Source organism: Aceticella sp. 75b-Ac, assembly GCF_056032965.2.
This window is the reverse complement of the sequence record NZ_CM190971.1, coordinates 1,804,612-1,827,369: the sequence shown is the minus strand read 5'-3', so window position 1 is coordinate 1,827,369 and position 22,758 is coordinate 1,804,612. Positions and strand designations below refer to the sequence as shown.

At 36.3% G+C, this 22,758-nt stretch carries 25 protein-coding genes; all 25 read right to left on the bottom strand.

All coding sequences use genetic code 11. The features are described 5' to 3' along the window. Nucleotides 1–15: 15 nt before the first annotated feature. Nucleotides 16–1,395, bottom strand: a complete 1,380-nt coding sequence (gene lpdA, locus AC0LWJ_RS09405; RefSeq protein WP_474239111.1) for a dihydrolipoyl dehydrogenase — start codon at nt 1,393–1,395, stop codon at nt 16–18. Between the two features lie 18 nt (nt 1,396–1,413). Next, nucleotides 1,414–2,289, bottom strand: a complete 876-nt coding sequence (locus AC0LWJ_RS09400) for a methylenetetrahydrofolate reductase (protein ID WP_474239113.1) — start codon at nt 2,287–2,289, stop codon at nt 1,414–1,416. A 31-nt stretch (nt 2,290–2,320) separates the two neighbouring features. Further along, nucleotides 2,321–2,992: a methylenetetrahydrofolate reductase C-terminal domain-containing protein gene (locus AC0LWJ_RS09395; RefSeq protein ID WP_474239115.1), complete on the bottom strand. Its 672-nt coding sequence runs from the start codon at nt 2,990–2,992 to the stop codon at nt 2,321–2,323. 31 nt (nt 2,993–3,023) lie between these two features. After that, nucleotides 3,024–3,878: a bifunctional 5,10-methylenetetrahydrofolate dehydrogenase/5,10-methenyltetrahydrofolate cyclohydrolase gene (locus AC0LWJ_RS09390; protein ID WP_474239116.1), complete on the bottom strand. Its 855-nt coding sequence runs from the start codon at nt 3,876–3,878 to the stop codon at nt 3,024–3,026. 93 nt (nt 3,879–3,971) lie between these two features. After that, nucleotides 3,972–4,604: a cyclodeaminase/cyclohydrolase family protein gene (locus AC0LWJ_RS09385; RefSeq protein WP_474239118.1), complete on the bottom strand. Its 633-nt coding sequence runs from the start codon at nt 4,602–4,604 to the stop codon at nt 3,972–3,974. Between the two features lie 88 nt (nt 4,605–4,692). After that, complete coding sequence (locus tag AC0LWJ_RS09380; protein ID WP_474239120.1) at nt 4,693–6,372, bottom strand: formate--tetrahydrofolate ligase; 1,680 nt, start codon at nt 6,370–6,372, stop codon at nt 4,693–4,695. Nucleotides 6,373–6,647: 275 nt separating this feature from the next. Further along, the gene (gene mobA, locus AC0LWJ_RS09375) at nt 6,648–7,307 is read right to left on the bottom strand and encodes a molybdenum cofactor guanylyltransferase (protein WP_474239122.1); all 660 of its coding nucleotides are present in this window, start codon (nt 7,305–7,307) and stop codon (nt 6,648–6,650) included. 33 nt (nt 7,308–7,340) lie between these two features. Further along, complete coding sequence (locus AC0LWJ_RS09370; RefSeq protein ID WP_284679953.1) at nt 7,341–7,832, bottom strand: MogA/MoaB family molybdenum cofactor biosynthesis protein; 492 nt, start codon at nt 7,830–7,832, stop codon at nt 7,341–7,343. Between the two features lies 1 nt (nt 7,833). Then, nucleotides 7,834–8,286 carry an MOSC domain-containing protein gene (locus AC0LWJ_RS09365; protein WP_474239125.1) on the bottom strand — a complete coding sequence of 151 codons (453 nt, stop codon included), beginning with the start codon at nt 8,284–8,286 and terminating at the stop codon, nt 7,834–7,836. 1 nt (nt 8,287) lies between these two features. After that, nucleotides 8,288–8,767 carry a cyclic pyranopterin monophosphate synthase MoaC gene (gene moaC / locus AC0LWJ_RS09360; RefSeq protein WP_474239126.1) on the bottom strand — a complete coding sequence of 160 codons (480 nt, stop codon included), beginning with the start codon at nt 8,765–8,767 and terminating at the stop codon, nt 8,288–8,290. 3 nt (nt 8,768–8,770) lie between these two features. Beyond that, nucleotides 8,771–9,745 carry a GTP 3',8-cyclase MoaA gene (gene moaA / locus AC0LWJ_RS09355; protein WP_474239128.1) on the bottom strand — a complete coding sequence of 325 codons (975 nt, stop codon included), beginning with the start codon at nt 9,743–9,745 and terminating at the stop codon, nt 8,771–8,773. Continuing rightward, nucleotides 9,735–11,651 carry a molybdopterin biosynthesis protein gene (locus AC0LWJ_RS09350; protein ID WP_474239130.1) on the bottom strand — a complete coding sequence of 639 codons (1,917 nt, stop codon included), beginning with the start codon at nt 11,649–11,651 and terminating at the stop codon, nt 9,735–9,737. Before AC0LWJ_RS09350 ends, moaA begins: the two co-directional genes overlap by 11 nt. Nucleotides 11,652–11,664: 13 nt before the next feature. Next, complete coding sequence (gene hypE / locus AC0LWJ_RS09345) at nt 11,665–12,654, bottom strand: hydrogenase expression/formation protein HypE (protein WP_474239132.1); 990 nt, start codon at nt 12,652–12,654, stop codon at nt 11,665–11,667. Nucleotides 12,655–12,686: 32 nt separating this feature from the next. Beyond that, nucleotides 12,687–13,454 (bottom strand): formate dehydrogenase accessory sulfurtransferase FdhD, encoded by a 768-nt coding sequence (gene fdhD / locus AC0LWJ_RS09340; RefSeq protein WP_474239134.1) that lies wholly within the window; start codon nt 13,452–13,454, stop codon nt 12,687–12,689. Between the two features lie 24 nt (nt 13,455–13,478). Continuing rightward, nucleotides 13,479–14,288 carry an octanoyltransferase LipM gene (gene lipM / locus AC0LWJ_RS09335; RefSeq protein WP_474239136.1) on the bottom strand — a complete coding sequence of 270 codons (810 nt, stop codon included), beginning with the start codon at nt 14,286–14,288 and terminating at the stop codon, nt 13,479–13,481. Nucleotides 14,289–14,361: 73 nt separating this feature from the next. Further along, nucleotides 14,362–14,739: a glycine cleavage system protein GcvH gene (gene gcvH, locus AC0LWJ_RS09330; protein ID WP_284679961.1), complete on the bottom strand. Its 378-nt coding sequence runs from the start codon at nt 14,737–14,739 to the stop codon at nt 14,362–14,364. Nucleotides 14,740–14,990: 251 nt separating this feature from the next. Further along, nucleotides 14,991–15,851, bottom strand: coding sequence for a lipoyl synthase (lipA, locus tag AC0LWJ_RS09325; RefSeq protein WP_503031430.1), 861 nt, complete (start codon nt 15,849–15,851; stop codon nt 14,991–14,993). Between the two features lie 77 nt (nt 15,852–15,928). Then, a complete protein-coding gene (locus AC0LWJ_RS09320; RefSeq protein WP_474239140.1) occupies nt 15,929–16,714 on the bottom strand; it encodes an ATP-binding protein in 786 nt (261 codons plus the stop codon). 98 nt (nt 16,715–16,812) lie between these two features. Beyond that, the gene (gene cooS, locus AC0LWJ_RS09315) at nt 16,813–18,699 is read right to left on the bottom strand and encodes an anaerobic carbon-monoxide dehydrogenase catalytic subunit (RefSeq protein WP_474239142.1); all 1,887 of its coding nucleotides are present in this window, start codon (nt 18,697–18,699) and stop codon (nt 16,813–16,815) included. A gap of 25 nt (nt 18,700–18,724) precedes the next feature. Beyond that, nucleotides 18,725–19,150 (bottom strand): 4Fe-4S binding protein, encoded by a 426-nt coding sequence (locus tag AC0LWJ_RS09310; RefSeq protein WP_474239143.1) that lies wholly within the window; start codon nt 19,148–19,150, stop codon nt 18,725–18,727. A 129-nt stretch (nt 19,151–19,279) separates the two neighbouring features. Continuing rightward, nucleotides 19,280–19,939 carry a hydrogenase nickel incorporation protein HypB gene (gene hypB / locus AC0LWJ_RS09305; RefSeq protein ID WP_474239145.1) on the bottom strand — a complete coding sequence of 220 codons (660 nt, stop codon included), beginning with the start codon at nt 19,937–19,939 and terminating at the stop codon, nt 19,280–19,282. 1 nt (nt 19,940) lies between these two features. Continuing rightward, nucleotides 19,941–20,282, bottom strand: a complete 342-nt coding sequence (gene hypA, locus AC0LWJ_RS09300; RefSeq protein WP_474239147.1) for a hydrogenase maturation nickel metallochaperone HypA — start codon at nt 20,280–20,282, stop codon at nt 19,941–19,943. Between the two features lie 65 nt (nt 20,283–20,347). Then, nucleotides 20,348–21,427, bottom strand: coding sequence for a hydrogenase formation protein HypD (gene hypD / locus AC0LWJ_RS09295; protein WP_474239149.1), 1,080 nt, complete (start codon nt 21,425–21,427; stop codon nt 20,348–20,350). Then, entirely contained in the window at nt 21,420–21,638 is a 219-nt protein-coding gene (locus AC0LWJ_RS09290; RefSeq protein WP_284679968.1) for a HypC/HybG/HupF family hydrogenase formation chaperone, read from the bottom strand. Before AC0LWJ_RS09290 ends, hypD begins: the two co-directional genes overlap by 8 nt. Before the next feature lie 12 nt (nt 21,639–21,650). After that, entirely contained in the window at nt 21,651–22,733 is a 1,083-nt protein-coding gene (locus tag AC0LWJ_RS09285; protein ID WP_474239151.1) for a hydrogenase large subunit, read from the bottom strand. Between the last annotated feature and the right edge of the window lie 25 nt (nt 22,734–22,758).

Genomic DNA, 22,758 nt, shown 5'->3' with positions numbered 1-22,758 from the left:
AACATTAATAATATATTATTTTATAGAATGAACAGATTCGTTGTTTACATCATGCAGTGCTTCCATTATTGCCTCTGAAAGTGTCGGATGGGAATAAATCACATTCCCAAGCTCCTGACATGTCAAGCATAGATGTACTGCAAGGGTCAGTTCTGCCAGCAAATCTGTGGCATGTGCTCCAAATATCGAAGCACCAATAATCTTATCATCCATATCAGCAATTACTTTTACAAAACCTTGAGTCTTACCTTGTATTTCTGCCTTCGCTTGTTCTGCAAAATTAAATCTGCCAACTTTATATTTTATATTTTTCTCTTTTAGCTGCTTTTCTGTAACGCCAACTGCTGCAATCTCAGGTGAAGTAAAGATGCACCTTGGAACTGCTTTATAATTCATTCTCTTGTCTTTATTGAACGCATTTTCTGCTGCAACTATACCTTCCATTAATGCTACATTGGCAAGGGCAAGGGTATTTATAACATCTCCAACGGCTAATATCCCTTCAATGTTTGTTTCTAACTTGTCATTGACAACTATTTTTCCTCTTTCAATTGCAACTCCCAGTTCTTCAAGCCTTAGACCATCTATATAGACTTTCCTGCCAACTGAAAGCAGCATTAATTCTGACTCCAGCTTTTTGCCGCTTTCAAGATTTGTATATACCTTACCATCTTTAACTTCAACTGATTTTATTGAATCTCCCAAAATAAGCTGAACCTTATCCCTTTTTAAAACAGATTGAAGCTCATTAGCCAGTTCCTCATCCTCAAATGAAGAAATAAGACAATCATGCTTTTCTATGATTTTTACATCTGTTCCAAGTTTGCTAAAAAACTGCCCTATTTCACAACCTATTGGTCCGCCTCCGACAATAACCAAGGATTCTGGCACCTTCTTCAGACTGAGCACTTCATCACTTGTTATAACATGTTTGCCGTCATATGGAAACATTGGGGGTACAACAGGAACTGAACCTGTTGCAATTATTATTTTGTCGGCTTCTAATATTTTTTTGCTTCCATCCTTCATTATTACTTCTACTGTCTTATTGCTTAAAAGCTTAGCAGTGCCTCTTATTATTTTAACCCCTCTTATTTTTAAAATGTATTCAATTCTACTAACCAATTGTTTTAATATACTATCTTTTCTACTAACCATGTAGTTGAAATCAAGCTTTATTTCTCCTTCAATTTTAACACCAAATTTATCAGCTGTAAATACATTTTCCATTATTTCTAATGGTGCAAGCAAGGCTTTTGAGGATATACTGCCTACATTAATACAATTCCCCCCAATATTCCCTTTTTCAATTAAAGTAACCTCGGCACCCAGCATCGCTGCTTTTATTGCAGCTACATAACCAGCATAGCCCCCGCCAATTACAATTAATTTCATAAAGCCCTCCTTAATCATTTATAAGCCGGCTTCATCTAAAATAGCAGGCACATTTTCTTCCGCACCAATTGCCATAATGTGGGCTCCATCACATAGCCCCTCTTTCCTTACAGCTTTTATAAATTCTCCGGCTATCTTTATTCCTTCCTTAACCTTATCCTCTGCTGCTTTTAATCTTTCAATCAATTCATCGGGAACAAATATCCCGGGTACATTATTATTCATATATTTTGCCATACCTGCTGATTTTAACGGTACTATTCCCACCATAAGTTTTGCATCAAGGTTCTTTGTCAATTCCCTGAAATTCCTTAAAGTTTCCATATCATATACCGCCTGTGTCTGGAAAAATCTTGCTCCAGCCTTTATCTTTTTCTTCATTTTTAATACCTGAAGCTCAACAGGGTTATATCTTGGTGTAACACAAGCTCCTAAAAAATATTTTGGTGTTCCTGCCAGTTCATTGCCTGACATGTCTTTACCTTCCATTAATGTAGATGCTGCCTGTAGTATTCCGACACTATCAAGGTCATAAACAGGCATTGCACCCGGATGGTCTCCTACTGTTGTATGGTCACCTGTTAATGCCAACACATTTTCAATTCCAAATACTCCGGCAGATAGCAGCTCACCTTGAATTGCAATCCTGTTTCTATCCCTGCCGGTAATTTGAAGTACAGGCTCTAATCCCTGCTCCTGAAGAATCCTACATGTAGCAAGAGATGTTGCCTTAAGGGTTGCTGATTGAAAATCAGTTACATTTACACCATGAACCCTACCTTTTATGGCTTTTGCACATTCAATAAGATGTGTAAAATCAATACCTTTTGGCGGCGCCATTTCTGCAGTAACTGCAAATTCTCCTTTTTCAAAAGCTTCTTTTAAAAGGCTCATTATTATTATCCCCCTTTGTCTTATTGCTTATTTAGAGTGTGCATTTATTGCATACTTCTTTTAAATCTATTCTATTTGGGTGTGCATTTATTGCGTAATTTCTTGGCTCTCTAATAACATCAAAATTATCAAGCTTATTTAGCTTCTTTAATTTTTCATAAATTTGTATCCATGCACAATCATGCTCTGGTTTAACCTCACATTTACCATCCTTTGTAGCACCGCCGCATGGTCCATTTAACAATCCCTTGGAGCATTTTGTAACAGGGCATATACCACCGGTCCATCCAAGCTGACAATTACCACATGCTAAACAAACTTCCTCATACTGTCCTACCCTTTCAACCTCGCCGATAAACATGGTGTTATTACCGGGATATGCAGGTATATCAGTGAGCTTTGCTATTGTCTGTGTGCCATCGCCACATGCAAGGGAAATTACTGCATCTGCTTCTGACAACTCTTGCTTTAAACCCTTTAAATCTTTTCTAACCTGCATATAGTTGCAAGCGGGATCAAGTATTTTATAACTTAGAACCTGTTTTCCATTTTCTTCAAGTTTCTTTTTCATCTCAAGGACTTCTATTTCCCCACCAACCCTACATACAGTAGCGCAAAGTGAGCATCCTAAAATAACCACTTTTTTAGCATCTTTAAGATATTCAAGTATTTCTTCAAAAGGCTTTTTCTCTGAAATAACCATAACTCATTCCACCTCCATAATTAAATTAAAATCATAAATTGTTTTGCATCTTGCATGCTGCAACAACATGTTTAGCTAAAATCGAAGTTGTGACAGACCCGACTCCTCCCGGGACCGGCGTTATCATTGAAGCTTTGCCGACACATGCTTCTGTATCTACATCGCCACATAAATTGCCCTGTTCATCAACATTAATTCCAACATCGATAACAACCGCTCCTTCTTTTACATAATCGGCTGTTACCATTTTAGCTTTACCAACGCCAACAACTAATATATCAGCCTTTGATGTAACTTCAGGCATATTCTTAGTCCTTGAATGACAAATTGTTACTGTGGCATTTTCATTTAACAATAACATTGATACCGGCTTGCCAACAACCATTGACCTTCCAATTACTGCTGCATTAGCGCCTTTCATGTTCACATTGTAGTGTTTTAATATTTCAATTACAGCTGTTGGTGTACATGGAGCAAAACCTGTTTTATCTCCTTCCATGAGCTTGGCAACATTTATAGGACTAAAACAATCTACATCCTTTTCTGCAGCAATAACATATTTTATTACTTCTTCATCTAATTGTTTTGGAAATGGTCTGAATATCAAAATACCATTTACCGTTTTGTCCTGATTGATTTTTTTAAGCTCTTCGATAAAAGCATCTTGAGTAATATCCTCAGGATATTCTTTTACTTCTGTTTCTATTCCGATAGAAGAACATCTTTTAAGTGCACCTTTTTCATAAGCAATATCGCTTCCTTTTGCCCCTACTCTGACTATTGCAAGCTTCGGGGTTATGCCCTTGCCTTTAAGGTCATTAACTTCTGCTGTCAAAACTTCGGAAATTGCATCTGCAACTGGCTTACCTTTTATAATCTCACCCATAACAATATCCCCTTTATATAATTATTATATGGAAAAAATAAATTTAAGTTTTTGAAATGGACTGTGTATCCAATTCATTTTACATATTTGTCATCATTTTGTCAATATTTTTACAACTTTATCATATACTTCATCTGCAATTTTTGTTCCATTCTCCACTAGAGGTTCGACTTCCGATTTAACCTTTTCAATATAAGCTGTATCTTTTATAGAATTAATATTGATAATAACATTTAGATGTGCTCCTATTATTGCAGCTCTGAGGCACTGAACGCCAACACCTACATCACTAATTGCAAGTTTGGAACATTTGTCCACCAAATCCTCATGTAGTTTAATTGCTTCATAACATGACTTTACAATGGCAACAGGTACTGAACATGCCTGTTTAAGGGCTTTTTCGAGGGTTTCTTCTTTAATCTTTTTGTCTTCCTCAGTAGCTGTGCTCATACCATATGCCTTTGAAAGCGGTAAGAAATTCTCTGCATCATCATCAATCATTTTTAGAAGTTCTTTTTCAAGAACCCCGGCTTTCTTAAGTATATCTTTTACGTGAGGTTCATACTCAGCATATTTTTTTTTGCCTATCGTAAGATTGCATACCATACTGCCAAGTGCTGTCCCAATTGCTCCTACTAATGCCGCCGCTCCTCCTCCACCGGGAACCGCTGCCTTTGATGCCAATACCTCAACAAATCCTGTGCATGTTTTTTCTGCTAACGACATAGCAGCCCCTCCTTATTAAATATTGAAAATTTGTATTCTGGCTGGAAATTATCAATCTCCAGCCAGATACATTTTTTTCATATCGTTCTTAGAACAACCCGCTGATTCTGCCTGTTTCATCAACATCTATCTTCTCAGCGGCAGGTACCTTCGGTAAGCCCGGCATTGTCATTATTTCTCCTGTCAACGCTACCAAGAATCCTGCACCTGCTGATACCTTGATATTTCTTATTGTAATCTTGAATCCTTCCGGACGACCTAACAGCTTTGGATCATCGCTAAACGAATACTGTGTCTTTGCCATGCATATAGGTAATTTCCCAAATCCAAGGTCTTCCAGCTGCTTAACCTGTTTGTCTGCTACTGCTGTGTATAATACTCCATCTGCTCCGTATACCTTTGTTGCTATTGCATTTATCTTGTCTTTTATGGACATCTCAACATCATAGGAGAATTTGAAATCATTTTTGCCTTCATCGATTAATCTCAATACTTCTTTCGCCAGCTCTATACCGCCTTCTCCGCCTTTTGCCCAAACCTCTGAAAGTGCTACATTTGCTCCCAGTTTCTTGCATTCATCTTCTACAAGCTTAAGCTCTGCTTCTGTATCCAGCGGGAATCTGTTTATTGCTACTACCGCAGGTATTCCAAATACCTTTGTTATGTTTTCGATATGTTTTAACAGGTTTGGCAAGCCTTTCTTCAGGGCTTCTAAATTCTCTTCTCCTGTCTTGTCTTTCGGTACTCCTCCATGATATTTGAGAGCTCTTACGGTTGCTACTATAACTACCGCATCCGGTTTCAATCCAGCCATCCTGCACTTTATGTCTATGAATTTTTCTGCTCCAAGGTCTGCTCCAAATCCTGCCTCTGTAACTACATAATCGGCAAGTTTTAATGCCATCTTCGTTGCAAGTACGCTGTTGCATCCATGTGCTATATTGGCAAATGGTCCTCCATGTACAAATGCCGGTGTATGTTCAAGTGTCTGTACAAGATTCGGCTTTAATGCATCTTTCAAAAGTGCCGTCATGGCTCCTTGTGCATTTAAATCTCCTGCTGTTACTGGTTTATCGTCATAGGTATATCCTACTATTATTCTGGAAAGTCTTTCTTTTAAATCTTTTAGGTCGTTTGCAAGGCAGAAAGCAGCCATAACTTCTGATGCAACGGTTATATCATAGCCGTCTTCCCTTGGTGTGCCGTTGGCTTTGCCTCCAAGTCCGTCTACTATAAACCTGAGCTGTCTGTCATTCATGTCAACACATCTTCTCCATGTTATTTTCCTTGGGTCAATACACAGTTTGTTTCCCTGATATATATGGTTGTCAAGCATTGCTGCCAAAAGATTGTTTGCTGCTCCAATTGCATGAAAATCTCCGGTAAAATGCAGGTTTATATCCTCCATGGGAACTACCTGTGCATATCCGCCTCCTGCAGCACCTCCTTTTACTCCAAAAACAGGTCCTAATGATGGTTCTCTTAATGCTATCATTGTTTTTTTGCCAATCTTTGATAGTGCATCACCCAGTCCTACAGTCGTTGTTGTTTTACCTTCACCGGCAGGTGTAGGTGATATGGCTGTGGTAAGTATGAGCTTGCCATTGGGTTTGTCTGCTGATTCCTTTAACAGGTTGTAATCAACCTTTGCTTTGTACTTACCATATAATTCAATCTCATCCTCTGTAAGACCGATTTTTTGGGCAATCTCCCTTATGTCTGCAACTTTAGCTTCTTGAGCAATTTCAATGTCACTTTTGAAACCCATTTTATTGACCCCTTTCTAATAATTGTTTTTTATTTTTATCCCCTTAATAATTTATAAGGAGATGGGTAAGCATAACATAATCCTGCATTTGGTTTGATGGTATTACAAATAAAAATATCGTTTACCTTATGTAGCATAAAAAAATCTTTCATTAAAAAACATATCCTTCTCTTTCAATATTTCTTTTGATATCTTTTTCAAGGAAGGTAATCTTAAAAAATAATTCTCTATGTCTATATTATATAAACTTATTTTAAAATAGTCAATACTCTTTATTAATTTTTTCTCAAATTTAACCGACTGTCATATGGCAATATCAAGCCATTATACTCCCCTTCATCTTTTGCTATTGAATTTAATTTCATAATATCTTCCGGTCTGTTTAAATTTGTGAATATTTCAAATTTGGGGGAAAATTCCTTTAATTTTTCTTCTCCTATTTTTATTACCTTTAAATCCTTCAATACCTCTTTAATCATTAAATTCCCTTTTTTATAAGATTCCTCAATATTTTCAATAATATCTTTAGAATAAAACGCTTGAAAAGGCTCAATATAACCTTCTTTTTCTGACACCGCCGCATCTGCTTTGAAATAGCTTAAAAGCTTCATCATATACTTTATGTATGGTATTGATAGAAAAGGCATATCACAGGCAATAAAAAAAGTATAATAGCTTAAGGAAGCCTTTAATCCTGCATGAAAGCCATTTAAAGGTCCTCCTCCTGTAAGTTGGTCACTTACAATTCTAACATCAAATTTTTGATAAAATTTTTTGTTGTTAGTAACAACCAATATATCATCAAAAATCTTCTTAAGATTACAAATCAGTACCTCACTTAAAAAAATCCCTTCAATCTTCAGCATGGATTTGTCAAAACCCATTCTTGTGCTTTTCCCCCCAGCCAGTATTGCAGCAGTTTTAAACCATTCCAATTGGTTAACCCCCAACAGCGAAAAGATTTTGCTTTAGTTTTTCCCGCACTCCCTTATTTCTCCCTTTAAAATACCTATGCCATGAGGAAGTGCAGGTAAAATAAATTCTAAACATTCTTTAACAGCTTTTTCACTTCCGGGAAGATTTATTATAAGGGATTTTTTTCTTATTCCAGCCACAGCTCTTGACAGCATGGCTTTCGGGGTTATCTGGAGTGATTTAAACCGCATCGCTTCAGCTATACCTAAAGCCTCCTTTTCAATCACCTTCAAGGTCGCCTCCGGTGTTACATCTCTAACAGAAAAACCTGTCCCACCTGTTGTAAAAATAAGGTCAAGCTGATATACATCACTCATTTCTATAAGTTCCTTTGAAATCATGTCCTCTTCATCAGGCACAATAGTATATCTTTCAACCTTTCCGTCTATTCCTTCAACCATTTCTTCTATCAATGCCCCGGATGTATCTTTTCTTTCACCTCTGAAGCCCTTATCACTAACGGTTAATATTCCAACCTTTATCATATTATTCCTCCTCAATTACTTTAATTTTATCTCCCGGCTTGATATTACCACTTTCAATAACCTTTACAAAAACTATCCGTTCCTTTGCTATACACTTTTCTACATCTATATGCAAAGAACAGTTTTCGGGCTTTTCACACTCTTTTCCTATCATTGAAATCTCCATTATTGTTTCACCAATTTTAAGTCTTGTACCTATGGGCAACTTATAAATCTCTATCCCCTTAGTCGTAATATTTTCGGCAATCATACCGGGTTTTAACCCTTGAATTCCTAAAGCTGACATCTCCTCAATGGTTTCTACACTTAGCAATGTTACCTGACGGACAGGATTCCCTCCTGCATGACCATCACCTTCAAGCCCAAAGTCTTTTTTGAAAAAACCTTCTGATATAGGTGTCTTAGGTACACCCTTTTTTTCACTTATGTTTACTGATAAAACTACTCCATTCATTTTATAGCACCTCTCTAATAAAAGTTCCGGATCTGCCGCCTGATTTCTTTATAAGACGGATATTATCAATTGTCATGGTTTTATCAACGGCTTTACACATGTCATATATTGTTAGGGCAGCTACACTGACAGCCGTCAATGCCTCCATCTCAACCCCAGTCTTTCCTGTTGTATGTACTTCTGCCTCTATATCTATTCTGGAATTATTTTTATCAATACTGAATCTAATATCTGCTCCTTCTATTATAATGTTGTGGCACATTGGTATCAAGTCACCTGTCTTTTTAACGCCCATAATTCCGCCAATCTGCGCAACAGCCAATACATCACCTTTTTTTATTCTGTTTGTTAAAATAAATTCCAGTGTTTCCGGCTTCATCGAAATACTCCCACGTGCAACCGCCACTCTTTCTGTAATCCCCTTGTCTCCCACGTTTACCATCTTGGCTCTTCCTTCATCATCGAAATGGGTCAATTCCATTTTCTATCCTCCTATCTGATACATATTCCTCTGGCTTTTATTCATGTCTTTGCTGTAAAATCCATGTCTTTCAGGTTTAGATAATATGGCTTCTTCTATTATCTTCCCCAAAAGCTCAGGATGGTTTTTTACAACAATTTTTATATCAAATTCTTTTTGAGAATAAAGACATGGTTTTAATTTGCCATCAGCAGTTAGTCTGATACGATTACATTGAGAACAGAATGCATGGCTTATAGGATTAATAAAACCGATTGTTCCCTTTGCATTTTTAAATCTATAGGTTACAGCAGGTCCATTATTTTTGACATCTTTTGCAGGATATAACTCTCCTATTCTTTCAACCTTTGCTCTTATCTCATCACTTTCCACCACAGATTCACTGCCAAGTTTTGCTCCTTCACCTATAGGCATAAGCTCAATGAATCTTACATGAAAAGGTCTTTCTATAGTAAGTTTTGCAAATTCTTCAATTTCATCATCATTTATTCCCCTTATGACAACCATATTTATCTTGACAGGGTTCAATCCTGCCATTAGAGATGCATCCAAAGCTGCAAAAACCTTATCTACATCACCGCCCCTTGTTATCATTTTGTATCTTTTAGGATTCAATGTATCCAAACTTATGTTAACCCTATTCAAACCCGCTGCTTTTAAAGCCAAAGCCATATCCGCAAGTAAAATCCCATTTGTTGTAATACTTATATCTTCTATCCCTTTAATTTCTTTAACCATGCTTATAAAATCAACTATCCCTTTTCTTACCAGAGGCTCACCGCCTGTTATCCTTACCTTATTTATACCAAGTTTAACACATTCTTTTAGAATGGTAATTATTTCTTCATATCTCAAAATATCTTTATGTTCTCTTTTTGCAATACCTTCTTTGGGCATGCAATATATACAGCGAAGATTACAAAAATCTGTAACAGAAATCCTTATATAATCAATTTCCCTTCCAATTTTATCCTTCATAATATAATATACCTGCTTTCTCAGTATTGTATCCTCCAAGTCCTTCAGCCTTTTCTTTAAATTCCCTGCTCCTAATAATCTCAATAAAAGCTTTAACAGATTCTAAATTCATATATTCCTTCAATATAGCAATATCATAATGCTCACTGCATACCGGAACAAAATCAAGTCCCATAGCTTTTGCCGCCGACATAATACCCAGTCCGGTTGCAGCAGAACCTGCTTTAACCTCTGCTGCCACCGCCAAATGTGTAAATTCTTCCCTATTATACCCAATAATCTTTTGAGAATCTATGCCTGACTCTTTAAGCTTATAATCTAAAAGCAATCTTGTGCCTGAACCTTTTTGTCTATTAATAAAGGTAACTTCCGGACGTATAAGGTCAGAAAAATTTTTTATATTCAGGGGATTCCCTTTTTGCACCAAAAATCCCTGTATCCTCTCTACAAGATGAAACAAAAGAACCTCATTATCTTTCAAATAACGTTTAATATATGGTATATTATATTGACCTGTTTCTGCATCAAGAAGATGAATACCTGCCGCATGACATTCGCCTCTTTTCAATGCCATAATTCCACCCATACTTCCTACATGTGCAGAGGAAAGACTAAACAAGGAATAATGAGAAGAAAGCAAATCCCCAATTATATCAATAAGTGGATCATGGCTTCCTATGCACACAACCGTATTTTCAATAGACTCAAGGGACTTCCACAATTCTACTTTTATCTTTTCTCCTGCCTCTATCCCTTCAATATGCTGTGGAATACACATAACCCCGTCAGCCTGAACTAATGACATAATAACGCCGGCACCTTTATTTATAGGTGTTGCAACAATCTTTTCCTTCACTTTACCCAATTTAACAGGTATAAAATCTTCGCTTTTCAGTGAAGAAACCACCCTTCTGGATATAACAGCTTCTATTTTCTTTGCATAAGCTAATTGTTGAAAGTTTAATTTTGCAATAAGGGGCTTTACAAAAAAATCCATGACAAAATATGCAGAAACCGGATAACCCGGCACCCCAATCACAGGCTTATTTTGTATAAATCCAAGTATTGCAGGTTTTCCCGGTTTGGTGGCAATACCATGTATTAAAAGCTCTCCCATTTCGGAAATAAGTTTTGAGGTATAATCCTTTCTACCTGCTGAAGAACCTGCATTTATAATTACAAAATCATTTTCCGAAAGAGCCTTTTCTACTGTTTTCTTCAAAACTTCATATTCATCTGGAACAATATCATAAGAATGTGGTATACCACCCCATTCTTTTACCAGTGCTGCAAAAAAATGAGAATTAAACTCGATTATCTGTCCTATCTCCGGTACGGTACCGGCAGGCACCAATTCAACCCCTGTAGGTATAATGCCAACTTCAACCTTTTTATAGACCTCCAAAAAATCTATACCGGCTGCCAAAAGAGCCGCCAAATCCCATGGTCTTATTTTATGATTTGTAGGAAGTATAAGTTCCGTAGCAACGATATCTTCCCCTATAGGTCTCACATGCTGATAGGGAACAGCTGGCTGTATAATCTCCACAGTCTCATTATCCACACTAACCACATCTTCTATCATAATAACTGCATTAAATCCTTCCGGAAGCGGATTGCCTGTGTCTACCTCCACATAGTCTACACATTTTTTAAGCCTTACTGGATTTAATTCCGTTGCTTTAAAGGTTCTTTCGGCTTTTACAGCTATTCCATCCATAGCAGCAGCATGAAAATGTGGTGAAGATAGATGCGCAAAAACCGGAGAAGCTGTCATCCTTCCCAACGAATCTTGTGAATTTATTTTTTCCGTTTTTCTATATTTTATATACCCTTCAGCTTTTTCGAAAAACATGTTTATGGCTTTTTCCAAAGGAGTATTTTCAAGATATATTTTTCTTTCCATTTATTTCACCTCTTTAGCATATACGCGGCAAAAGTTCCCCTGATGGTCTATCAAGGATTCTTGATGTTCCATATGCTGTCTTTATAGTAACTAGCCCTGAATCATTGATTTCCCCAATAACCGCTGCGTTTTCCCCATATTTATTTTTTTTCATCAATTCAACGGCTTTATCTGCCGATTCCCTCTTTACCACAGCAATCAACTTCCCTTCGTTAGCTAAATGGAGATAATCAAGCCCGAGTATATCGCACATACCTTTCACGCCTGAAGCTACAGGTAGCTTCTCTTCATAAATCTCCACTCCCACACCACTCATATTTGCAATCTCATAGAGGGTTTCCGAAACTCCTCCTCTTGTGGGGTCTCGCAAAACTCTTATATCTCCCCCCAGTGCTAAAATATCTTTTACAAGATTATTTAATGGAGCTATATCCGACAAAATCTTCCCTTTAAAATCAAATTCTTCCCTTGCCATCATTACAGCCATACCATGATCGCCAATATTTCCTGAAACTATTACCACATCTCCCGGCTTTGCATTCTTTATTGAAATATCTATTCCGTCAGCAATAACACCGATTCCTGCTGTATTTATGAATATTTTATCGACGCTTCCTTTTTCCACAACTTTTGTGTCACCTGTTACAATTATAATATTGGTTTCTTTTAATGCTTCAGCCATCGAGGCTGCAATCCTGTCAAGTTCCTCCATGGGAAATCCTTCCTCGATGATAAAGGCAGAACTCATATATAAAGGCTTCGCCCCTCTCATAGAAAGGTCATTCACTGTACCGCAGACAGCTAATCTGCCTATATCTCCCCCCGGAAAAAATATAGGCTTTACAGTAAAACTATCTGTTGTAAATGCAAGATTACCAGAAAGCTTTGCCGCATCCTCCATGGCATTTAAAATTTCATTTCCAAAATTTCGTACAAAAATATCATTTATTAAATTTTGCATCTTGCTTCCACCGCCGCCATGGGCTAATTTGATACAGTCCAATTTTATTCCTCCAATATCTTATAAATTCTTATTTACCATATTAATCTTTCAGAACAGGAATATAAATTCATTCTATCACCTCTTGCAAAACCTGCAAGGGTTATATTTAATTTTCTTGCAAGCTCAACAGATAAGGCTGTTGGGGCTGAAACTGATACAACCATAGGCACTTCTCTTTTAGCGGCTTTTAACAACATCTCAGAGGATATCCTTCCGCTTGTAAAAATAATTTTATCCTTAAGGTCTATACCTTCCAAAAGAGCCTGTCCTAAAACCTTATCAACAGCATTGTGCCTGCCGATATCTTCTTGAAAGATTATAAAATTCTTGCCATCAGCAGCAGCACAACTATGTACTCCACCTGTTATGTTAAATAAATTCGACCCATTATTGAATTTTTCTACCAATTTAATTACATCTTTTAAGTTGTACTTAATATCATTTTTTAATTGTCTTATTTTAAAGGGCTCATGCATACAAATGTTTTTTTCACCACTACTCATTATAGCTATATTTTGAAAAGCAGAAATATTTAATTTTTTTGAAATTTCTGCCTCCGCTTTTCCCTCGTTTTCATTAATGGAAATTTTTTTTATATCTTCTTTTCTTTCAATAATAGATTGAGATTGAAGGTATCCTGCCACTAAATACTTTAAAGCTGACGGAGTACAGAAAAAAGATGTTGTTTCGACATTGTTTATAAAAAGTTTTAATATGTATTCTATAATGATATTATCAGACACCTTATCAGTAAACCCATTTTTATATTTTTCAATATCAATATTTTTAAATAAATTCATTTGTATCCCTTCCATATAGTTTTTTTATCTTTTTTTATTCCATGTATCAGATTCATATTTTTCTGTAAGCTGCTCAGCAATCTTACGTTCATAATCAGTAATATTTTCAACTTTCAAAGATATTTCAAATTCTTCTTCAAAGCCTCTTTTTATATTATCTGCTAATAAATTTATATCTATATCTTTATTTAAGATATTTTTGATTGTTGTGGATTTTTTCATAAGATTTTCTTTTAAAAAGTTTTTTGTCTTTTCAGATTTTAATCTTAACAATTCAATAAACATATCGAGATTCCAATCAATAACTATAGAACCATGTTGAAGCAACATCCCCTCATTCCGTGTTTGAGCACTTCCTACAAGCTTTTTCCCCTCTACTACTATCTCGTACCATGAAGGGGCATCAAAACAAGCTGCTGACAAAGACTTGCTTTGCTCTGCCTTATGGACATTGTTTGCATCAATTCCTGTATGCTTCAATCCTCTTATTAAGGCTTCACTAATCTTTTTATATGAACCCATTATGGTTTTGTCCAAATAATCATTCACTTCTGGAATTACAAAACTGTATGTCAGCTCTGCATCATGAAGAACCGCTCTTCCACCGGTTGGTCTTCTGACAATATCTATGCCGAATTTTTTACACATATCTTCATTTACTTCTTTGTCATATTTTTGAAAATATCCTAAGCTCAAACCGGGAGGATCCCATGTGTAAAATCTAAGAGTCGGAGGAACTTTTCCTTCTCTACACGCAGTCATAATAGCTTCGTCTATTGCCATATTTTGAAAGGCATTATGTTTTTCTATATGAATAAGACGCCATTCTTTCATTATTTCACCCTCATACTTTTTATAAAAATATTTTAAACAAGCCACTTTAAAAAGTGGCTTGTTTTTAGATTCCTTATTTTATACTGTTTTCATATTCTGTATTTGACATAAGATTATCTAATTCGGAAGAATCAGTCATCTTTACTTTAATCATCCACCCATCACCATATGGGGACTCATTAACCTTTTCGGGAGAATCCTCCAATTCTGGATTAACCTCTATAACTTTACCACTTACTGGTGCATAAAGGTCTGAAGCAACTTTAGCTGATTCAACTGTTCCAAAGGTTTCATCCTGTTTGATTTCATCTCCAACACCTGGAAGTTCGACATATAATATATCCCCAAGCTGATCCTGTGCATGGTCTGTAATCCCTATAACTGCAGTGTCACCTTCAGCTTTAGCCCAGGTGTGTTCTTTGTGATACTTGATATCTGACGGAAAATTCATTTTATATTCCTCCTTAAATATTTTATTTATAAACATGAACATGTTTTTTAATAATACCTGTTCATGTTTATTACAAAATTGTATTTATTATTTTTCGATTCTATAAAACTTATACCATTTATGTATATACATAGCTTAATCTTTATATAGGATATTTAACCTGATGATTATATTATACTATCTATCCCATACAATAGCAAGCCTTCCGGAGTTTAAGTTTTTATTTTTGTCCTATAATTAAGAAAGGATTGCTATCGTTTTTCTATTTCTTTAAAAAATTCTTCTGCATTATAGGAACTTCTTACAAAAGGAGATGATGATACATATTTAAATCCCATTTTCAGTGCTTCATCTTTATATTCCTCAAACATTTCAGGAGTAACAAATTCTTTTACTTCCAATTGTTCCTTAGAGGGTTTAAGATATTGCCCTAATGTAATCATATCACAATTATTTTCAAGAAGATCCTCCATAACCTGCAGTACTTCATCTTTCGTTTCTCCTAATCCCAGCATCATGCCAGATTTTGTATATATAGAGGGTTCCATCTCTTTAACAGTTTTTAATACTTCAAGTGAACGCCTATAAACCGCCTGCGGTCTTGCAATAGAGTAAAGCCGCGGTACGGTTTCAACATTATGCCCAATTACTTCCGGATGTGTTTTTACAACCATCTCTATTGCTTCATATGAAGCCTTAAAATCCGGTATAAGTAATTCAATAGTAGAATTAGGGCACTCTTTTCGTATGGCTTTTACTGTTTCTGCAAAAATTAATGCTCCTCCATCCTTCAAGTCATCTCTTGTAACAGACGTTATTACCGCATGCTTAATCCTCAGCTCCTTAACTGCCTCAGCAACCCTTTCAGGTTCATCTGGGTCTACAGGCAAAGGTTTTCCATTCATTACTGAACAAAACCGGCAATTTCTTGTACATGTATCCCCTAAAATCATGAAGGTAGCCGTTCTTTTTGCAAAACATTCACCAATATTAGGGCATCGTGCACTTTCACAAACAGTATGCAATTTATGCTCCTTTGAGAATTCCTTTAGTTCTTTTAACAAAATGGCTTTGGGGGGCCTTTTCGTTAACCATTCAGGCAGTCTTTTCATATCTTCCCTTCTCCTTTTATACTTTTATCAATTAATATTCTAATCCAGTTTTATCTTATTTACAACAACTTATATATTTAATTTATTTTAGATAACAGTTTCTTTTCTAGAGAATCTCTTATTTCTTTGATTTCTTCAACGGTTTTAGGACTTGTATCAAAAGGAGAAACGCCTTCTAAATCTGCTTTTATTATATTTTGGTCATAAGAAATAAAGCCAAGAAATTCATCTTTTATATTGGATTTAAGAAATTCAATATCTTCTTTATTCCTTACCTTATTAAAAACAACAAATATATTTTTAATCTTAATATCTGACGCAAGCTGTTTTATTTTATGATAGGTTTGAAGACTTCTTGCACCCGGTTCAACAACTACTATAAGAGCATCCATTGCATCAGCAGTTCCCCTACCCAGATGTTCTATGCCTGCTTCCATATCCATAATAACTACTTCATCCCTAAATATAATAAGGTGTTTCATAAGGCTTCTAATTAATGCACTCTCAGGGCAAACACACCCATTGCCTCCTTTTTCTACTGTCCCCATTATAAGAAGTTTTACACCTTTATGTTCTCTCGAATACTTATCAGGAATATCATCAACCCTTGGATTTAATTTAAACATCTGACCAAAAACACCGGGTTTTGCGCTGGTCCTTTCAGCTACTAACTTTTTTAACTCAGATATAGGAGTAATCTTTGCAGCCTCTTCCGATGAAAAACCTACAGACAATGCCAAATTTGCGTCAGGATCAGCATCAACAGCTAAAACCTTTTTTCCCTCTGATGCATAAAGCCTTGCAAGAACACCGGCAAGAGTAGTTTTACCAACACCGCCTTTTCCAGTTATAGCTATTTTCATACCTTTCACTTCCTTTTGTTTATCTATTTTCGATGAATACCCGTATTCTTTGCTATATAATGTTTAAAAAGGGCACATAGTGCCCTTTTTAACATTCATTAGATCCCCAGAGCCTTCCTCTTAGCCTCGATATGATCTATCATAAGCTGTGCAGCTTTATGAGGATCAGGTTCAACAGCAAACTTACCTCCATAAATACCTTCAACATCTTCTGTAAGCAGTTTTGTTACATTCTTAGAACCAAGTACAGGTGGGCATACACCAAGAACCGTATAAACCCCTGATGTTACAAAGTAGGTTCCTATTGAAACCGCTTTTTCTGACATCCATTCCGGCGCAGCACCTGCAGCAGGAAGATCGCTTATATCAAGATTGAGATACTTAGCAACTTCATTCAATAAAATCAATATTCTGCTGCAATCAACACATGAACCCATATGAAGTACCGGAGGAATACCTACAAGTTCACAAACTGTCTTGAGTCCAGGTCCGCATAATTCCTTTGCCTCAGGTTTCATAAGACCTGCTTCAGCACAGGCATAAGCTGTACAACCTGTTACAACAACTATTACATCATGCTTTATAAGGTCTTTTATCAGTTCAACGTGTCCATAATTATGCTTCACTTTATGGTTATTGCAACCAACAACACCGGCTGCTCCTCTTAAAACACCTGAAACAATACAATCTACAAGAGGCTTTACTGTTCCTGTAGGCTGTGCCGATGCAATAACAACCTTGTCAAGTCCCTTTACTATGCTCTCTACACTGAAACCTACAATTGCTTGGCTTTTTTCTTCAGGAATATGCACCTTTTCAGGTATTCTATTCTTAAAGTTTTCAACACCTTCAAGGATTATCTTTTTTGCAATCTCATATGCATGCTTTTCATCAAACTGAATATGAATTGCCCCAGGTATCTTTGCCTTCGGTGATGTAGTAATAACCTTTGTATGATAGCATGATGCAACCTGTGTAACTGAGGGCATTATACACTGTACATCAACAATCATAGCATCAACTGCTCCCGTTACAATAGCAGCTTCCTGCTGTAGGAAATTTCCTGCCATTCTTGTGCCATGCCTCATGACAATCTCATTACCTGTGCAGCACATTCCAACTACATTAATGCCTTCTGCTCCAACCGCTTTTGCTCTTTCCAAAAGCTCATTGTCCTGAGAAGCCTGTACAATCATATCTGAAAGTGTCGGCTCATGTCCATGTGCAACAATATTTACCATATTTTTTTCAAGAACACCAAGGTTAGCCTCTGTTTCAATCGGTTTAGGCAGACCAAAAAGCACATCGCTTATTTCAGTTGCTATCATTGAACCGCCCCAGCCATCACCAAGGGAGGCTCTTACACCTTGCTGTATAAGGTTTACATAATCTGCATCAACACCCATATGTGTCTGGTGCATTATCTGTACAATCTCTCTATCAATTGAACGTGGCCATACATCGTTTTTCTCCCAGATCTTTTTTCTTTTTTCATTCGCTGTACAAGGATATACTGTCAATCCCTCATATCTTCCAAAATCTTCTAATGCCTTTATGGCTGTTTCTTTTGCAATCTCTTTAATGTCCTTACCCTCTGTTTCAATACCAAAAACCTTTGCCACAGCAATCAACTTTTCAGGTTCCTTAACCTCATAGTCTGAACCTTCTGCAGCCATTAAAAGTGTATGGGCAATATCCCTTCCATGGTCTGAGTGCGTAGCAGCTCCTGCAGCAATCATTCTTATGAGATTCCTTGCGACTATAGTATCAGCATCAGCACCGCATACACCCCTTTTCGGTCCATCTCCTACAAGGTCAATCCTGCAGGGTCCCATTGTACAAATACGGCAGCATACACCTGTTTCCCCGAATCCACACTGGGGTTTCATTTTCTCTGCCCTGTCCCATGCAGTTTCTACATTATCTTTCTTGGCTTTTTCAATCATTTTCATTGTTGCAGTTTCCATAGTTCTGCTATCTTCCATAATTGACTCCTCCTTTTAATAATTTTCAAGATTCTTTATATGTCAAAGCACCAGCAGGACAATACATAACACATGCAGGTATGTCAGAAACACCTTCACAAAGGTCACATTTTATACACTTCTCCCTAATTCTGATTGCATTAAAGGGACAAGCCTTCTCACACTCTCCACACCCAGTACATTTTTCAAAATCAACTACTATCATTCCTTCTTCATTTTGTGAAAGGGCTCCAACAGGGCACGCTTCAACACACTTGGGCTTTTTACACTGCTTGCACTGTTCAGCTACAATAGAACTCTTTTTTTCATTGTAAATAATATGGATCCTTGGCATAACATTTTCTTCCATGACTGAAATCAATGATTTGCCTTTTGAGTGTACAGTAGCACATCCCAGCTCACAGTTGTGGCATGCCATACAAAGCTCTTTTTTAAAGTTAATCTTTTTCACTGCATATCCCTCCTTTAAAATGATTCTTCATACACACTTATGCTTATCATATTATTGAAAATGTTTTTAATGCTTAAAACATGTAGTCACTTAACCTTATACTTATTTTAACATATGTTTTAAAAAAATTCAACTTAATTTTTTTTCAAATACCTTATCTTTTATCAATTTTGAAAGCTTATCAATACCGTAACCTGTCGTACACGATACCGGAAAAACCTCCATTTTGGGATTGACCCGCTGGACATCTGTTAAAACCCTTTGCATGTTATAATTAAAATAGTCTTTAACATCAAACTTGCTAATAACCATAACATCACATGTGTAAAACATTTTGGGATATTTTGCAACCTTATCGTCCCCCTCAGGTATACTTAAAACCACCATGCGAAGGTCTTCACCAATTTCAAAATCGGAAGGGCAGACAAGATTGCCAATGTTTTCTATTAAGATTAAATCAAATGCCCAGTTTTCAAAATTATTCATTGCTTTATCAACAGAAGCAGCTTCTATATGACATGCACCACCTGAATTAAGTTGAACAACAGGTATACCGAGGCTATTTATTTTTTCAGCATCTATTTTCCCCTCACAATCTGCCTCTATAACTCCTATTTTTAATTCGTCTTTCAGCTTTTTTATGAGTTCTACTATTACGCTGGTTTTCCCTGCACCCGGCGAACCCATTATATTTACAACATATGTTCCTTTATTTTTAAAAATCTTCTTCAATTCATCACTTTGTTTGATATTGCTTTCAAAAATATTTCTAAGTACTTTGATTTCCATCCTATTCCGCCTCCATACTTTCAATAAAAAATTCGTTTCCCCCGATAATTTTAAGGTTTTTACTGTTGCATTCAGGACATTGTAAGTTATTTTTCTTAATTGTAAATTCCTTCCCACAATCAAGGCACAAAATTTTTATAGGTAGTTTTTCCACAATAATTTTAGCCCCTTCTGCAACAGTACCTTTGCTAATTATCTCAAAACAGTATTCAAGATTTTCCGGTATTATATCAGAAATTTCCCCCGTTTTTATTTTGATTTCTTTTATTCTTTTTAAATTATGCTTATGTGCTTCATTTTCAACAATATATAATATATTTTCACTTATACTTAATTCATGCATTAAAATTATCCCCTAAGTATTTTCTTCCTTAAAATAAATTTTATACCATATATCCAAAATTATCTTCAGTTATATTTGTATGCTGCTGCACAACTGCCTTCTGATGAAACCATACAGGGTCCAACCGGATTATCAGGATTGCAAATCTTTTTAAACAATGGACACTGATATGGAGATATCTTACCCTTTAACACCTCTCCACACTTACATGCTGTCGGTTTTTCCTTTTCATAAGTTAAATCAAACTTAGCTTCCGCATCCCAATTTCTATATTCTTCTCTTATTTTAAGTCCGCTATTTGTTATGTTGCCTATTCCACGCCATACATCATCACAGGGTTCGAAGACTTCTTTTATTACATTAACAGCAGCCTTATTGCCTGAATAATTCACACATCTTGCATACTGATTTTCTATACTGCTTTCACCTTTTTTCAATTTTGTCAATATCATATACAGTGCTTCAATTATGTCAAGAGGTTCAAAGCCTGTTATAATTCCAACTTTACCATAATCCCTTGATATAAAGCCAAAGCCCTTAGCCCCGATTATTGTTGCTACATGACCGGGACATAAAAAGCCGTCAAGCTTTATATCTGGCTGTTCAAGAAGAAAACGCATTACCGGTTCCACAACCTTATGGAGAGAAAGAATGGAAATATTTTTTATATTTTCTCTCTTTGCATCCTTGATTATCAATGCTGCAGTAGGTGATGTTGTCTCAAAACCTATTCCAATAAAGACTACTTCTTCATCAGGATATTTCTTGGCGTAATCCAAAGCATCTTCAGCAGAATATACGATTTTAATCCTTGCTCCGAAACTTTTTGCATTTCTTAAAGAAATATCCGGACTGCTGCCGGGAACCCTTATCATATCTCCATAGGTAGCAATAACAACTTTTTTCCCCATCGCAAGACGATATATAGCATCTATCCTGCTTGAAGCAGTCACACAAACTGGGCAGCCCGGTCCTGACAGCAGTTTTATTTCTTCCGGAAGTATTCCCTTTAATCCATACTTTGCGATAGCCATTGTATGACTTCCACAGACTTCCATTATATTGATCTTTCTATCAAATTTCATATTTTTAATGTTCTTTATTAACCTCTCTGAAAGTTCTTGATTATCAATAGCATTATTCATATTCCTCTATCTCCCTAAAAACTTCCTGTACCTCTTTTGCCATCTTTTCATCAATCTTTTCAATTGCAAAACCTGCATGAACAATTACATAATCTCCTACCTTCAGGTCAGGTATTAAATCAACCCTTGCTTTTCTTGTTATACCTTCTAATTCTACAACAGCCTTGTTATTTTCTATCTTTAAAACCTTCATTGGAACAGCAAGACACATTTTCTTCACCTTCTATCGTTCAGTACATGAAAGACACGGGTCAATTCCTGCAACTATAACAGGTATATCTGCCACCTTTGCTCCTTTAAACATTTCTACCAGCGAAGGTAAGTTTACAAGGGAAGGTGTCCTCCATTTTACAAGTACCGGTTTTTCAGTACCATTTGTCCTCCCATAATATACTATTTCACCCCTTGGGGCTTCAGACCTTACAATGGCTTCTCCCGCCGGTATCCTGGAATAAAATCCAGAATTAATATCCCCTGGCGGCATTTTTTTAATACACTGCTGAATTATTTTGATACTTTCCATAAGTTCCCTAATTCTAACAAATACCCTTGAATAAACATCTCCGCCGGTTTCTGTTATCAAATTAAAATCCAATTCTCCATAGGCTGCATATGGCTCCTGTTTCCTTATATCAACAGCCACACCCGAACCCCTTACTACAGGTCCGGCTACACCGTATTCAATAGCCTTTTCTTTTGTGAGTATGCCAACACCTTTTGTTCTTTCTAAAATACTTTGATCTGTCGCATATATTTCACCTATTTTTTCCCAAACCGGTTTAAAGGCTTCCAACTCATCGTACATTTTTTTAGCAAGGTCATCTGATAAATCTCTTTTTACACCACCAATGAGATTTATACTTGTGTGAAAGCGGTTGCCAACAAAGGCTTCAAGTAAATCCATCATTTTCTCTCTTTCTTGGAAGGCATATAAAAATACCGTATCAAATCCTATTACATGTGCAATAAGGGCAACAGCAAATGCATGGGAAGTTATTCTTTTTAATTCATCATTTATAACCCTCAAATATTGTGCCCTTTCCGGCACCTTTATATTTCCTATGGCTTCCATAACTCTGCAATATGATAAAGCATGATTGCTTGAACAGAGACCACAGGTTCTTTCACAGAGTATAACATTCTGTGAAAGTGTATTTGTTAAGGCGATTTTCTCCATACCTCTATGAACATGTCCAAACATAAGTTCAGTATTTTTGACCGTCTCCCCTTCCATCTCAAATCGAAAATACAGGGGCTCATCTAAGGCTGGGTGAATCGGTCCTATAGGTAATGCATATCTTGCCATTAATTTCACCTTCTTTCTTTATCTT